At 74.2% G+C, this 13,215-nt stretch carries 14 protein-coding genes; 12 read left to right on the top strand and 2 right to left on the bottom strand.

What is annotated here, in order from left to right; translation table 11 throughout:
• Window positions 1–270 precede the first annotated feature (270 nt).
• From alr to ABT263_RS17695, 4 genes are all read left to right on the top strand, one after another.
• Window positions 271–1,527: an alanine racemase gene (alr, locus tag ABT263_RS17710; RefSeq protein ID WP_352291296.1), complete on the top strand. Its 1,257-nt coding sequence runs from the start codon at window positions 271–273 to the stop codon at window positions 1,525–1,527.
• Window positions 1,524–2,993, top strand: a complete 1,470-nt coding sequence (locus tag ABT263_RS17705) for an alpha/beta fold hydrolase (RefSeq protein WP_352291295.1) — start codon at window positions 1,524–1,526, stop codon at window positions 2,991–2,993. Before alr ends, ABT263_RS17705 begins: the two co-directional genes overlap by 4 nt.
• Window positions 2,994–3,096: 103 nt before the next feature.
• On the top strand, window positions 3,097–3,594 hold the full coding sequence (gene tsaE, locus ABT263_RS17700) for a tRNA (adenosine(37)-N6)-threonylcarbamoyltransferase complex ATPase subunit type 1 TsaE (protein WP_352291294.1): 498 nt from the start codon (window positions 3,097–3,099) through the stop codon (window positions 3,592–3,594).
• Between the two features lie 173 nt (window positions 3,595–3,767).
• The gene (locus ABT263_RS17695; RefSeq protein WP_352291293.1) at window positions 3,768–3,965 is read left to right on the top strand and encodes a hypothetical protein; all 198 of its coding nucleotides are present in this window, start codon (window positions 3,768–3,770) and stop codon (window positions 3,963–3,965) included.
• Between the two features lie 108 nt (window positions 3,966–4,073).
• On the opposite strand, the gene ABT263_RS17690 is transcribed toward ABT263_RS17695, so the two are convergent.
• Complete coding sequence (locus tag ABT263_RS17690; protein ID WP_329492136.1) at window positions 4,074–4,646, bottom strand: hypothetical protein; 573 nt, start codon at window positions 4,644–4,646, stop codon at window positions 4,074–4,076.
• 174 nt (window positions 4,647–4,820) lie between these two features.
• Between ABT263_RS17690 and tsaB the strand changes: the two genes are divergently transcribed.
• The 5 genes from tsaB to ABT263_RS17665 all read left to right on the top strand — a co-directional run bounded on the left by tsaB (window position 4,821) and on the right by ABT263_RS17665 (window position 8,446).
• A complete protein-coding gene (gene tsaB / locus ABT263_RS17685; RefSeq protein ID WP_352291292.1) occupies window positions 4,821–5,477 on the top strand; it encodes a tRNA (adenosine(37)-N6)-threonylcarbamoyltransferase complex dimerization subunit type 1 TsaB in 657 nt (218 codons plus the stop codon).
• A 95-nt stretch (window positions 5,478–5,572) separates the two neighbouring features.
• The gene (rimI, locus tag ABT263_RS17680; protein WP_329492135.1) at window positions 5,573–6,052 is read left to right on the top strand and encodes a ribosomal protein S18-alanine N-acetyltransferase; all 480 of its coding nucleotides are present in this window, start codon (window positions 5,573–5,575) and stop codon (window positions 6,050–6,052) included.
• Complete coding sequence (gene tsaD / locus ABT263_RS17675) at window positions 6,045–7,133, top strand: tRNA (adenosine(37)-N6)-threonylcarbamoyltransferase complex transferase subunit TsaD (RefSeq protein WP_352291291.1); 1,089 nt, start codon at window positions 6,045–6,047, stop codon at window positions 7,131–7,133. The genes rimI and tsaD overlap by 8 nt, the downstream gene beginning before the upstream one ends.
• A complete protein-coding gene (locus ABT263_RS17670) occupies window positions 7,130–7,447 on the top strand; it encodes a hypothetical protein (protein ID WP_502885815.1) in 318 nt (105 codons plus the stop codon). Before tsaD ends, ABT263_RS17670 begins: the two co-directional genes overlap by 4 nt.
• Window positions 7,448–7,507: 60 nt before the next feature.
• The gene (locus ABT263_RS17665; protein ID WP_352291290.1) at window positions 7,508–8,446 is read left to right on the top strand and encodes a polysaccharide deacetylase family protein; all 939 of its coding nucleotides are present in this window, start codon (window positions 7,508–7,510) and stop codon (window positions 8,444–8,446) included.
• A gap of 12 nt (window positions 8,447–8,458) precedes the next feature.
• Here the strand turns inward: ABT263_RS17665 and ABT263_RS17660 are convergent, their stop codons facing one another.
• Window positions 8,459–9,634: a THUMP-like domain-containing protein gene (locus ABT263_RS17660; protein WP_352291289.1), complete on the bottom strand. Its 1,176-nt coding sequence runs from the start codon at window positions 9,632–9,634 to the stop codon at window positions 8,459–8,461.
• A 350-nt stretch (window positions 9,635–9,984) separates the two neighbouring features.
• On the opposite strand from ABT263_RS17660, the gene groES reads away from it, so the two are divergent.
• The 3 genes from groES (at window position 9,985) to ABT263_RS17645 (ending at window position 13,203) form a co-directional block, all read left to right on the top strand.
• The gene (groES, locus tag ABT263_RS17655; protein ID WP_014136232.1) at window positions 9,985–10,290 is read left to right on the top strand and encodes a co-chaperone GroES; all 306 of its coding nucleotides are present in this window, start codon (window positions 9,985–9,987) and stop codon (window positions 10,288–10,290) included.
• Window positions 10,291–10,422: 132 nt separating this feature from the next.
• Window positions 10,423–12,051, top strand: a complete 1,629-nt coding sequence (gene groL / locus ABT263_RS17650) for a chaperonin GroEL (RefSeq protein ID WP_352291288.1) — start codon at window positions 10,423–10,425, stop codon at window positions 12,049–12,051.
• Window positions 12,052–12,183: 132 nt separating this feature from the next.
• Window positions 12,184–13,203 carry a LysR family transcriptional regulator gene (locus ABT263_RS17645; RefSeq protein WP_352291287.1) on the top strand — a complete coding sequence of 340 codons (1,020 nt, stop codon included), beginning with the start codon at window positions 12,184–12,186 and terminating at the stop codon, window positions 13,201–13,203.
• Window positions 13,204–13,215 lie beyond the last annotated feature (12 nt).

Raw genomic sequence — 13,215 nt, 5'->3', positions numbered from 1 at the left:
GGGGGGCTCCTGGGGGGCCGCGGCCGCGGGGCGCCCCCTCCCCCCCCCCCCCACGCCGGCCCGGGTCCGGCCGCCCCGGCGGCGCCCGCGCCCCGGTGCTGCGGGTTGCGGGTGCCGCGGGTTCTCCGGCCCCGGTGGGAACCGGTGGTGCTTCGTGGGCGTCGGGGACGAGGTGGCGGGGTGTAGGGGCGGGTCGGCGGGTGGGGGCCGGGCCGCCGCGCCGACGGGCCGTTCGGCGAGGACCATGAGACGTCTGGGAGACTGACCCTGATGACAACTGCGAACACGACCGGCACGGCCACTCTCACCGACGGCGTACGGGCTGAGGCGACCATCGATCTGGCCGCCCTGCGCGGCAACCTCGCCGCGTTGCGCGAGCGCGTCGGCGCCGCCACGGTGATGGCCACGGTCAAGGCGGACGCCTACGGCCACGGCGCGGTCCGCTGTGCCCGCGAGGCGGTCGCCGCAGGCATCGGCTGGCTCGGCACCGCCCTCCCGCAGGAGGCGCTGGCTCTGCGCGCCGCCGGGATCCGCCCCGACCAGGCCCGCATCCTCTGCTGGCTCTGGACGCCGGGCGGCCCCTGGCGCGAGGCGCTGCTCGCCGACATCGACGTCTCCGTCAGCGCCCAGTGGGCGCTGGACGAGCTGCTCGCCGCCGTCCGCGCGACCGGTGTCCCGGCCCGGGTGCACCTGAAGGCCGACACCGGCCTCGGCCGCAACGGCTGCCAGCCGCACGACTGGCCGGAGCTGGTCGGCGCGGCGCGCCGCGCCGAGGCCGAGGGCCTGCTCACGGTGGTCGGCGTCTGGTCGCACTTCGCGGCCGCGGACGAGCCCGGCCACCCCTCCATCCAGGCCCAGCTGGACGCGTTCCGCGAGGCGCTCGCGTACGCGGAGGCGGCCGGGCTGCGCCCCGCGGTGCGGCACCTCGCCAACTCCCCGGCCACCCTGCTGCTCCCGCAATCGCACTACGACCTGGTCCGTACCGGCCTGGCGATGTACGGGCTCTCGCCCGTCCCGGAGGTCGGCTCGCCGGCCGACTTCGGGCTGCGCCCGGTGATGGCGCTGACCGCCCGGCTGGCCCTGGTCAAGCACGTGCCCGGCGGGCACGGCGTCAGTTACGGCCACCACTACACCACGCCCGGCCCGACCACCCTGGGGCTGGTGCCGGTGGGCTACAGCGACGGCATCCCCCGGCACGCCAGCGGCACCGGCCCGGTGCAGATCGCGGGAAAGTGGCGCACGGTGGCCGGTCGGGTGGCGATGGACCAGTTCGTCGTCGACCTCGGCGGCGACACCCCCGCGGTCGGCGACGAGGTGCTGCTGTTCGGCAACGGCGAGCAGGGCGAGCCGACCGCCGAGGACTGGGGCCGGGCCTGCGGCACCATCTCCTACGAGATCGTGACCCGGATCGGCGCCCGGGTGCCGCGCCGCTACCTGGGCGCGACCACCGAGGCCCCGACGGCCGACGTCCCGGCCGCCGAGGGCGTGCCGACCGGGGGCGCGGCGACCGAGGGCGCGAGCGTATGAGCGAGGAGGCCGGCTCCGGTCCGGTCGCGGCGGTGGCCAAGGCGGCCGGTGCGGCCTCCGGGGTGAGCCGGGCCGGTCTGATCGGGATCTCGGTCGGCGTGGTCGCGGCCGGCGCGGCCGCCGGTGTGGCGATCGAGCGGCTGACCGTCGGCCGGGCCACCCGCCGCCGGGCCCGCGCGGAGCTGGACGCCAACGCCCCGTACGGCTCGCTCCGCGGGCGCCCGTGCACGGTGACCGCCGCCGACGGCACCGAGCTGTACGTCGAGCTGGACGGCACCGGCTGGCCCGAGCCCGTCAGCGTCCGGCCCGAGGAGCACGCGGAAGAGCACCCGGAAGAACGCCCGGACGACGAGGTCGTCGCAGCCCCAGGCCCAGGCCCAGCCCCCGGTACCAGTGCCGCCGCCCGCCGCGGCTGGTTCGTCCGCCGCCGGACGGACGGCCCCGGCACCGCTACCGGCTCCGGCGCCGGCACCGGCGACGGACCGGTCGACCGGAGCGGGCTGCCCGGTCTGCTGGGCGGCTCCGGCGCGCTGGTGCGGGCCGGCCGGCGCTCGGGCCTCGGCCCCGCCGCCGCCGTCGGGCGGCGCGAGCCGCTGACCGTGGTCTTCTGCCACGGCTACTGCCTCAACCAGGACAGCTGGCACTTCCAGCGGGCCGCGCTGCGCGAGGGCATGCGCCTGGTCTTCTGGGACCAGCGCAGCCACGGCCGGTCCGAGCGCTCCCGCTCGTTCCTGGCCGGTGAACTCGCGAGCATCGACCAGCTGGGCGGGGACCTCAAGGCGGTGATCGACGCCGTAGCGCCGACCGGCCCGCTGGTCCTGGTCGGCCACTCGATGGGTGGGATGACGGTGATGGCGCTCGCCGACCAGGAGCCGGAGCTGTTCCGGGACCGGGTCGCCGGCGTCGCGCTGATCGGCACGCTGGCGGGGGACTGGGAGGCCGTGACGCTCGGTCTGCCGGCGGTCGGCGCCAAGCTGTTCAAGAAGGTCGCACCCGGGGTCATGAAGCTGCTCGGCCGCCAGGTCGAGCTGGTCGAGGCGACCCGGCGGCTCGGCGCGGACGTCAGCGCCGTCTTCTACCGGAAGTTCTCCTTCGGGGGGAAGGACGTCGACCCGGGCGTGGTGCGGTTCGCCGAACAGTTGCTCGACGCCACGCCGATCGACGTGGTGGCCGAGTTCTACCCGGTGTTCGGCGCGCACGAGAAGACCGCCGCGCTGGCGGCCCTGCGGGGCATCCCCACCCTGGTGCTCGCCGGCACCAAGGACCTGCTGACCCCGCCCGCGCACAGCGAGGCGATGGCCGAGCAGCTGCCCGGGGCCGAGCTGCTCCTGGTGGAGGACGCCGGGCACCTGGTGATGCTGGAGCGCCCGGACCTCGTCGACCAGCGGCTGGTCGCGCTGCTCAAACAGGCGGTCGACTACCGCGGCGCGGCGCCGCTGCCCTCCTCGGTGGGCGAGACGCCGTAGCGGCCCGGGCCACCGGCGCACGCCCGGCCGGGGATGTGGCACCGTAGCGGAGGCGCCCGGCGGTCGGTGCGCCGCAGTACGGATCGAAGGGCTTGAATCGCGCATGGGCTCGCACGCCACTCTCACCGTCGCCACTCCCGAGCGGATGGGCCGACTCGGCCGGGAGCTGGCCGCGCTGCTGCGGCCGGGGGACCTGGTGCTGCTCTCGGGGGAGCTGGGGGCCGGGAAGACCACGCTCACCCGGGGCCTGGGGGAGGGCCTCCAGGTGCGCGGGGCGGTCACCTCGCCGACCTTCGTGATCGCCCGGGTGCACCCGTCGCTGGTCGGCGGCCCGGCGCTGGTGCACGTGGACGCGTACCGGCTGGGCGGGGACCTGGACGAGATGGAGGACCTCGACCTGGACGTCTCGCTGCCGGAGTCGGTGGTCGTGGTCGAGTGGGGCGAGGGCAAGGTCGAACGGCTCGCCGAGAGCCGGCTGGAGGTCCGGATCGAGCGCGCCATCGGCGCCGAGGCGGACGACGACGACCTGGACCCGCGCCGGGTGCTGCTGAACGGGATCGGGTCGCGCTGGACCGGGGTGGAGCTGGCCGCGCTGGCCTGAGCCGACGAGCGCCGGCGGGCACGGACGGCGCCGTCGGCCGACACAAGTGAATACCCACGGGCACGGGCCGACACCGACGGTTGCCGACAGGCTGTCGGCAAAGTGTTGCGGGCGGGGTGCCGGGCGTGATGGGATGGGTGTCGCGGTTAGGTCTGCCTAACTAGGGAGGCGCCATGTCGAGCACCACCCCCGCCCCGGAGCGCGCGCCGCGCGGTACCGGGGCCGGAGAGCCCGTCCGCAGCGTCCAGGGCGCACCGATGCGGGCCCTGCTGGCCGCGTGTGCGGCCGCGGAGGCGGTCTCCACTCCGCCGGAGCGCCGGGAGAGCGCGGCACCGGCCGAACCGGTGGCCGGTACGCCCCGCGCAGCCTGACACTCGACATCCGCCCCGAACCGGGGGCCGCACCCGAGCCGGGCACCGCACCCGAGCCGGATGCCGCCTCGGGCCCGCCGCCCGCCCCGGCGTGCGGGCCGCGCGTCCTCAGGCGATCACGACGACCTTGGTGCCGCTCGGCGCGAAGTCCCAGAGCAGCTGCCCCTCCGCCCGACCGCTGCGGATCCCGCCGGTCTTGGTCTTCGGGTCGGCGGCGGGGGTGGCGCCGTCCACGGCCGCGCTGAAGCCGAACACCACGCCGTTCTGCTGGGCGAAGCGCACCACGTGCTCGATCTGCCGTCCGTCCGTGCCCGTGCTGGTGGCGGCCCGGCTGTACACCGGGTAGCTGCCGGGGGTCGGCTCCACCGATCCCGGGGTGACCGCGAAGGAGGCCACCACCTGCGGGTTCTTCTTGGGGTCGACCAGCCAGACGTAGTGGCTGCCGGCCGAGTAGACGACCCGCAGACCGGCCCCCGAGGTGGTCGGGAGCGCGGGGACGGTCGGGGTGGCCGAGGCGGTCGGGGTGGCCGACGCGGACGGCCCGCCGGACGAGGCGGTGGTGCTCGCGGTCGGCCCGGTGGCGCCTGCGCGGTCCTGTGCGCCGTTGGCCTGGAAGGCCAGCAGGCTCACCACCGCCAGGGCCCCCAGGGTCAGCCCCGTGACCACCACTCCAGGACCCATCTTCGCCACGTGTCGCTCCCACCGCCGTCCCAAAACCCGTCTGCCCCATCGTGCCAGGTCCGCTCGTTCCCGCCCGCACCCCGTAGGACGTGTGTTCCGAACCAGGACGCCTTGTCGATCGGGCGGACCAGGACCGGAGGCGGTCCACGGCTCCGACCGGTCTAACCTTGACCCGTGCTGCTGCTCGCGTTCGACACCGCTACCCCTGCCGTCACCGCCGCCGTCCACGACGGCACGGCCGTCCTCGCCGAGACCGACCAGGTCGACGCCAGGCGCCACGGTGAACTGCTCCTCCCCGCCATCGACCGGGTGCTGCGGGAGGCCGGTGTCGACAAGCACCGGCTGACCGGCATCGCGGTGGGCGTCGGCCCCGGCCCCTACACGGGCCTGCGGGTCGGCCTGGTGACCGCCGCCGCGCTCGGCCACGCGCTGGGCGTCCCGGTGCACGGCGTCTGCACCCTGGACGCGATCGCCCACCGGGCGCGCGCCGAGGGCCTCGCCGGGCAGCCGTTCACGGTGGCCACCGACGCGCGCCGCAAGGAGGTCTACTGGGCCTCGTACGACGCGGACGGCCGGCGCACCGAGGGCCCCGCCGTGGACCGCCCGGCCGAGCTGACGCCGCGGCCGCGGGCCGTCGGCGCCGGTGCGCTGCTGTACCCGGAGGCCTTCCCCGGCGCGCACGGGCCCGAGCACGTCTCGGCGGGCGCGCTGGCCGACTTCGCCGCCGCCGAGCTGGCCGCCGGGCGGGAGCTGCTGCCCAACGTGCCGCTCTACCTGCGCCGCCCGGACGCCCAGGTGCCCGCCGGCTACAAGGCGGTGCTCCCGGCGTGACCGGCCCGAACGGCGCGCACGGCCCGACCAGCCCGACCAGCCCGAACGGCGCGCACGGCCCCGACGGACCGGGCCACGGCACCGCGCTGCGCCCGATGCGCTGGTGGGACATCGCACCGGTGATGGAGCTGGAGCTGGCGCTCTTCCCCGAGGACGCCTGGTCGACCGGGATGTACTGGTCCGAGCTGGCCGAGGCCCATCGCGGCGGCACCCGCCACTACACCGTGGCCACCACCCCGGACGGCGCGATCGTCGGCTACGCCGGGCTGATGGCGGTGGCCGGCGAGGGCGATGTGCAGACCATCGCCGTCGACACGCGGCACCAGGGCACCGGCCTCGGCGCGCTGCTGCTCACCGACCTGATCCGGGAGGCCGCCCGGCGCGACTGCGCGGAGCTGCTGCTGGAGGTGCGGGTGGACAACCCGCGCGCCCAGCGGCTCTACGAGCGCTTCGGCTTCGAACCCGTCGGCATCCGGCGCAACTACTACCAGCCGGCCGGCATCGACGCGCTGGTGATGCGCCTCGACCACCCCAGTACTGACCCGAAGGACCTGAAGGAAGACCGCCATGGCTGACGAACCGCTCGTCCTCGGTATCGAGACCTCCTGCGACGAGACCGGCGTCGGCATCGTGCGCGGCACCACCCTGCTCGCCGACGCGGTGGCCTCCAGCGTCAACGACCACGCCCGGTTCGGCGGTGTGGTGCCCGAGATCGCCAGCCGCGCGCACCTGGAGGCGATGGTCCCGACCATCCAGCGCGCCCTGGACACCGCCGGCATCAAGGCGAGCGACCTCGACGGCATCGCCGTCACGGCGGGCCCCGGCCTGGCGGGTGCGCTGCTCGTCGGCGTGAGCGCCGCCAAGGCCTACGCCTGGGCGCTGGACAAGCCGCTCTACGGGGTCAACCACCTGGCCTCGCACATCTGCGTGGACCAGCTGGAGCACGGCCGCCTGCCCTCGCCGACGATGGCCCTACTGGTCTCCGGCGGGCACTCCTCGCTGCTGCTCAGCGAGGACATCACCCGTGACGTCCGCCCGCTCGGCGCGACCATCGACGACGCGGCCGGCGAGGCCTTCGACAAGGTCGCCCGGGTGCTCGGCCTCGGCTTCCCCGGCGGTCCGGTGGTCGACCGCACCGCCCGTGAGGGCGACCCCGAGGCGATCGCCTTCCCCCGGGGCCTGAGCGGCCCGAAGGACCCGGCGTACGACTTCTCGTTCTCCGGCCTGAAGACCGCCGTCGCCCGCTGGGTGGAGGCCAAGCGCCGGGCCGGCGAGGAGGTGCCGATCGCGGACGTCGCGGCCTCGTTCCAGGAGGCGGTGACCGATGTGCTGACCCGCAAGGCGGTCAAGGCCTGCAAGGAGAACGGCGTCGACCACCTGATGATCGGCGGCGGCGTGGCGGCCAACTCCCGGCTGCGCGAGATGGCCCAGCAGCGCTGCGACAAGGCGGGCATCCGGCTGCGGGTGCCGCGTCCGGGCCTGTGCACCGACAACGGGGCGATGGTCGCCGCGCTGGGGTCCGAGATGGTCTGGCGCGACCGCGCGCCCTCGTCCTTCGACCTGTCGGCCGACTCCTCGCTGCCCGTCACCGAGGTGCACGTCCCGCACACGGACGTGCACGGCCAGGCGTACCAGGCGCTGGGCGGCGGTCGGTGACCACCACCGCCGCGATGTGGGAAGCGCGGGCCGCCGACGGCCGCGGGGCCGAGCTGTCGGCCTGGGTCCGCGAGGTCGCGCTGCCCGCGCTGCGCGGCTCGGCCGGTCTGGTCCGCGCCGAGCTGTTCGGTGCGCCGGGCGACCGGGTGCTGCTGATCACCTGGTGGACGGCGGAGCCGGTGCCCGTCCCCGAGCCGCCCGCCGCACTGACCGGCCGCCCGGTGCACCGCTGGTCCTTCGTCAGCGAGCACCTGGAGTCCAGCGAGCACCCGGAGACCGGGGCGAACCCGGCGTCCGGGGCGGACCCGGAGTAGCGAGCTGCCGGGCCTGTCCGGGAACCGAACGGCCGGCCACTACCGTGCATAGCTGAGAGCATGCTGGACGGTAGCTGGGAGCGCGGCGCGGTGGAGCGGTACGGGCGGGGCAGGACGAGGACGTACGCGGTGGGGGCGCTGGCCCTGCTGGCCGCCGCCACCGGCTGTGGCAGCGGCGGCACGGGCGCCGGGCCCGCGGCGACCGCCGCGACGACGCCGGCGGCCGGGCAGCGGCCGTCCGCCGCGACGACGCCGACGCCCACGGCGACACCCGCCGCGGTGCCCGCCGCCGGGGACGCGGCGGCCTGGGCGAAGTGGCACCTCACGCCGCTGCCGCCCGCCCCGCCGGCGCCGGCCGACAAGCCGGTCAAGCTCGAACGGACCGGCCCCGTGCCGGTGTTCAGTGAGGTGAAGACCACCGACAAGGTCGTCTTCGTCACCATCGACGACGGCGCCGAGAAGGACCCGAAGTTCGTCGAGATGCTGACCGACCTCAAGGTGCCGGTCTCGATGTTCCTGACCCGGGACATCGTCAAGGACAACTACGGCTACTTCAAGCCGCTCCAGGCGCTCGGCAACCACATCCACAACCACACCGTCGACCACGCCCAGATGAGCAAGGTCGCGCCGGAGAAGCAGAAGTCCGAGATCTGCGACGCCCAGTCCGCGCTGACCCAGCAGTACGGCACCGCGCCGCTGTTGTTCCGCCCGCCGTACGGGGACGGCGCCAACACCCCGGCGCTGAACACCTCGGTGCAGCAGTGCGGGCCGCGCGCGATCGTGCTCTGGCGCGAGTCGATGCAGATCCACGACATGCAGTACCAGGCGGCGGACAAGAAGCTCCGGCCCGGCGACATCGTCCTCGCCCACTTCCGGGGGCCCAAGGACCTCAAGGGCGAGACGATGACGCAGATGTTCGGGGAGCTGCTGGCCCGCATCCAGGAGCAGGGTTTCGCGGTGGCCCGGCTGGAGGACTACATCCGGCCGCCCGCCGGCTGACCGGGAGTCCGCCTACGGGAGCGCCACCGGCCGGCCGAGCATCATCAGCGGGCCCTGGTCGGTGCGGCAGAGGATCACGGTGACGCTGTTCGGCCCGCTCGGCTTCAGCTGGCGGCGCAGCTCCTCCGGGGTGATCGCCATCCCCCGCTTCTTGATCACCACGGTGCCGACGGCCCGCTCGCGCAGCAGCGCCTTCAGCTTCTTGATGTGGAACGGCAGCACGTCGGTCAGCTCGAAGGCGTGCGCGTACGGGGTGGCGACCAGCCGGTCCGAGGTGAGGTAGGCGATCTTCGGGTCGATCAGCCGGCCGTGCACCCGCTCGGCCACCTCGGCGACCAGGTGGGCCCGGATCACCGCGCCGTCCGGCTCGTAGAGGTAGCGGCCGACCGGTCCGGCCGGCGGGTCGGGCAGGTCGCCGCCGGTCAGCGAGTCGCCGTGCGGCAGCAGGGTGGCGCGGTGCGGGCGGTCGGCCCCGGTGCCGAACCAGAGCACCGCCTCCTTGACGTCGCCGTGGTCGGAGACCCACTCGGCCTCCGCGTCACCCGGCACGGCCGTGTGCGGGATGCCGGGGGCCACCTTGAGCGCGCCGATCGGGGTGCGCCGGCCGGCCTCGATCGCCCAGGACAGCGGCGGGGCGTACGCCTCGGGGTCGAACACCCGGCCGCGCGAGGTGCGGCGGGCCGGGTCGGTGAAGACCGCGTCGTAGCCGGTGACGTCGACGTCGGCGACGTCCGCGCAGCGCACCTCGACCAGGTCCGCCAGGCCCAGTGCGGCGGCGTTGGCGGCGGTGGCCGCGCAGGCCGCCGGGTCCCGGTCCACGGCGAGCACCTCGATCCCGGCCCGGGCCAGCGCGAGGACGTCGCCGCCGATCCCGCAGCAGAGGTCGGCCAGCCGCCGCACGCCCAGCTCGGCGAAGCGCCGTGCCCGCCACTCGGCGACGCTGCGCCGGGTGGACTGCTCGACGCCGTTGGGCGTGAAGTACATCAGGTCGGCGTCCGCGCCGAACTTCGCCCGCGCCCGCTGCCGCAGCCGGGCCTGCCCGAACGCCGCCGAGACCAGCTCCGCCGAGTGCTCCCGGCGCAGCCTGGTCGCCAGCGCCAGCTCCTCCTCGGGCGCGAACTCGCGCAGCTCGGCGAGCAGGGACTGCCCCTCGGGGGTCAGCAGGGGCTGCAGGTTCTCGGTCTCCACCCGCTCATTCTCCCCGGGTCGGCGCGCCGGGCCGCCCGGGGCGGACGGACCGGACCGGGGCGGAGGGGCGAGCGCACTGGTGGAGTGGGCCCTGATCGGACGCGCACGCGTGCGGATCATCGGCGGCGTCGTACGGGAGTGCGGCCCGGCAGCCGCCCGCGAGAACCGTTTCGGGCGCGTCGTTGGCACTCTGGTTGACTGAGTGCTAACCGCGGCCTATGGTCGTCCTTGGCACTCTCCACCAGGAGAGTGCTAACGCGAAGAAGCGTGTCTGACCCCCGCGACGGCAGGCCCGTAGGTTCGCCACTACCCGTTAGACAACCCCGTAATCTCCGAAGGGGAGCTCGGACGTGACCACCAGCAGCAAGGTTGCCATCAAGCCGCTCGAGGACCGCATCGTGGTCCAGCCGCTCGACGCCGAGACCACCACGGCCTCCGGCCTGGTTATCCCGGACACCGCCAAGGAGAAGCCCCAGGAGGGCGTCGTCCTGGCTGTCGGCCCGGGCCGCTTCGAGGACGGCCAGCGTCTGCCGCTCGACGTCGCCGTCGGTGACATCGTCCTGTACTCGAAGTACGGCGGCACCGAGGTGAAGTACCAGGGCGAGGAGTACCTCGTCCTCTCGGCGCGCGACGTTCTCGCCATCATCGAGAAGTAAGCAGCACCGAGAAGTAAGACGTTCCAGCCCGCCCCGGATCCGTGTCCCAGTGACAGGGGCCCGGGGCGTGGTTGTTGGTTCACGTAGTCCGGTGGCCGGCGTGCCGGTCGCAGCCCCGAGGGAATAGGGAACATGGCGAAGATCCTGCAGTTCGACGAGGACGCCCGCCGCTCGCTGGAGCGCGGTGTCAACAAGCTGGCCGACACCGTCAAGGTGACCATCGGCCCCAAGGGCCGCAACGTCGTCATCGACAAGAAGTTCGGTGCGCCGACCATCACCAACGACGGTGTCACCATCGCCCGTGAGGTCGAGCTCGACGACCCGTACGAGAACCTTGGCGCGCAGCTCGTCAAGGAGGTCGCCACCAAGACCAACGACGTCGCGGGCGACGGCACCACCACCGCCACCGTGCTGGCCCAGGCCCTGGTCAACGAGGGTCTGCGCAACGTCGCCGCGGGCGCCGGCCCGGCCGCCCTGAAGAAGGGCATCGACAAGGCCGTCGCCGCGGTCTCCGAGCACCTGCTGTCCATCGCCCGCGAGATCGAGGGCAAGGACGACGTCGCCGCCGTCGCGTCCCTCTCCGCGCAGGACACCCAGGTCGGCGAGCTCATCGCCGAGGCGATCGACAAGGTCGGCAAGGACGGTGTCATCACCGTCGAGGAGTCCAACACCTTCGGCGTGGAGCTGGACTTCACCGAGGGCATGCAGTTCGACAAGGGTTACCTGTCGCCGTACTTCGTCACCGACGCGGAGCGGCAGGAGGCGGTCCTGGAGGACCCGTACATCCTGATCAACCAGGGCAAGATCTCCTCCATCCAGGAGCTGCTCCCGCTGCTGGAGAAGATCCTGCAGGGCGGTGCCTCGAAGCCGCTGCTGATCATCGCCGAGGACGTCGACGGCGAGGCGCTGTCCACCCTCGTGGTGAACAAGATCCGCGGCACCTTCAACGCGGTCGCCGTCAAGGCCCCGGGCTTCGGTGACCGCCGCAAGGCGATCCTGGGCGACCTGGCCACCCTGACCGGTGCCACGGTCATCTCCGAGGAGGTCGGCCTCAAGCTCGACCAGGCCGGTCTGGACGTGCTGGGCACCGCCCGCCGCGTGACCATCACCAAGGACGAGACCACCGTCGTCGACGGTGCCGGTGACACCGAGGCCGTCGCCGGCCGCGTCGCCCAGATCAAGGGCGAGATCGCCAACACGGACTCCGACTGGGACCGCGAGAAGCTGCAGGAGCGCCTGGCCAAGCTGGCCGGCGGCGTCTGCGTCATCAAGGTCGGCGCCGCCACCGAGGTGGAGCTGAAGGAGCGCAAGCACCGCCTGGAGGACGCCATCTCGGCGACCCGTGCCGCGGTCGAGGAGGGCATCGTCGCCGGCGGTGGCGCCTCCCTCGTCCACGCCGCCAAGGTGCTGGAGGGCGGCCTGGGCCTGTCGGGCGACGAGGCGACCGGTGTCGCGGTCGTCCGCAAGGCGCTCGCCGAGCCGCTGCGCTGGATCGCCCAGAACGCCGGCCTCGAGGGCTACGTCATCACCCACAAGGTCGCCGAGCTGGAGGCCGGTCACGGCTTCAACGCCGCCACCGGTGAGTACGGCGACCTGCTGAAGGCCGGCGTCATCGACCCGGTCAAGGTCACCCGCTCCGCGCTGGAGAACGCCGCGTCGATCGCCTCCCTGCTGCTCACCACCGAGACCCTCGTGGTGGAGAAGAAGGAAGAGGAGGCCGACAACGGCCACTCGCACGGCGGCCACGGCCACTCCCACTGACGTCTGATCAGTGACCGCAGGCCCGGTCCGCGCCCCTCGGGGTACGGGCCGGGCCTACGGCGTGTGGGGCGTTTGACTCTTCAACTATCAGTTGAATTTTGCATAAAGCAAAGATTGCCTTATAACTGAGGCATGATCGAGGCCCGCCACCTGCGCGTTCTGCGTGCCGTCGCCCGCACCGGCTCCTTCTCCGCCGCCGCCCGTGAGCTGGGCTGTACGCAGCCCGCCATCAGCCAGCAGATGAAGGCGCTGGAGAAGTCCGTCGACACCCCGCTGGTGGTCCGTTCGGGGCGCGGCATGCAGCTGAGCGAGGCCGGGCGGGTGCTCCTCAAGCATGCCACCGGCATCCTGGCCGGGCTCTCCGCCGCCGAGGAGGAGGTCGCGGCGATCGCCGGACTGCGGGCCGGGCGGGTGCGGCTGGTCTCCTTCCCCACCGCGAGTTCCACCCTGGTGCCGCCGGCCGTCGCCCGGCTGCGGGACAGCCATCCGGGGGTGCGCGTGTCGCTGGTCGAGGCCGAACCGCCGGAGTCGCTGGCGATGCTGCGCGGCGGCGAGTGCGAGATCGCGCTGGCCTTCCGGTATCCGCAGGCTCCCGGCGGCGCGCCGACGCCCCTTCCGGCGTCCGCTCCCGGGCACGGCACGCCGCGCGAGGCGCGGGCCGAGGCCAATCTGGAGGCCCAGCAGCTCAGCGCCACCACCGACTGGTCCGACCTGGTGGTCACCCCGCTGCTCGACGACCCGATGGTCGGCCTGCTGCCCGCCGCGCACCCGCTGTCGGGGCGCGGCGACGGGCGCGGGCCGGTGGAACTCGGCGAACTGGCGGGGGAGCAGTGGATCGCGGGCTGCCCGCAGTGCCGGGGGCACCTGGTGGAACTCTGTGCGGGGGCGGGCTTCGAGCCCCGGATCGACTTCGCGACCGACGACTACCCGGCGGTGGTCGGCCTGGTGGCGGCCGGGCTCGGGGTGGCGGTGCTGCCGGGGCTGGCGCTGGAGTCGGTGCGCCCCGACGGCGTGTCGGCGGTGCCGGTGCGGACCGCCTCGGGGGCGCCGGCGGTGCGGCAGGTGGTCGCCCTGACCCTGCCGGACCTCGCCGAGGTGCCGGCGGTGGCGCTGATGCTGGAGCGGCTGGCGGGCGCGGCGGCCGGGCGCTGACCGGGCGTTCGC

It is taken from the genome of Kitasatospora sp. NPDC001603 (assembly GCF_040298365.1).
Lineage (GTDB): Bacteria > Actinomycetota > Actinomycetes > Streptomycetales > Streptomycetaceae > Kitasatospora.
The sequence above is the reverse complement of the archived record's forward strand: the minus strand, read 5'-3'. Positions and strand labels throughout refer to the sequence as shown.

Excerpts from the sequence above, each read along its gene's own strand:
- alr (WP_352291296.1), top strand. The coding sequence starts at position 271 with ATGACAACTGCGAACACGACCGGCACGGCCACTCTCACCGACGGCGTA.
- ABT263_RS17705 (WP_352291295.1), top strand. The coding sequence starts at position 1,524 with ATGAGCGAGGAGGCCGGCTCCGGTCCGGTCGCGGCGGTGGCCAAGGCG.
- tsaE (WP_352291294.1), top strand. The coding sequence starts at position 3,097 with ATGGGCTCGCACGCCACTCTCACCGTCGCCACTCCCGAGCGGATGGGC.
- ABT263_RS17695 (WP_352291293.1), top strand. The coding sequence starts at position 3,768 with ATGTCGAGCACCACCCCCGCCCCGGAGCGCGCGCCGCGCGGTACCGGG.
- ABT263_RS17690 (WP_329492136.1), bottom strand. The coding sequence starts at position 4,646 with ATGGGTCCTGGAGTGGTGGTCACGGGGCTGACCCTGGGGGCCCTGGCG.
- rimI (WP_329492135.1), top strand. The coding sequence starts at position 5,573 with ATGCGCTGGTGGGACATCGCACCGGTGATGGAGCTGGAGCTGGCGCTC.
- tsaD (WP_352291291.1), top strand. The coding sequence starts at position 6,045 with ATGGCTGACGAACCGCTCGTCCTCGGTATCGAGACCTCCTGCGACGAG.
- ABT263_RS17665 (WP_352291290.1), top strand. The coding sequence starts at position 7,508 with ATGCTGGACGGTAGCTGGGAGCGCGGCGCGGTGGAGCGGTACGGGCGG.
- groL (WP_352291288.1), top strand. The coding sequence starts at position 10,423 with ATGGCGAAGATCCTGCAGTTCGACGAGGACGCCCGCCGCTCGCTGGAG.
- ABT263_RS17645 (WP_352291287.1), top strand. The coding sequence starts at position 12,184 with ATGATCGAGGCCCGCCACCTGCGCGTTCTGCGTGCCGTCGCCCGCACC.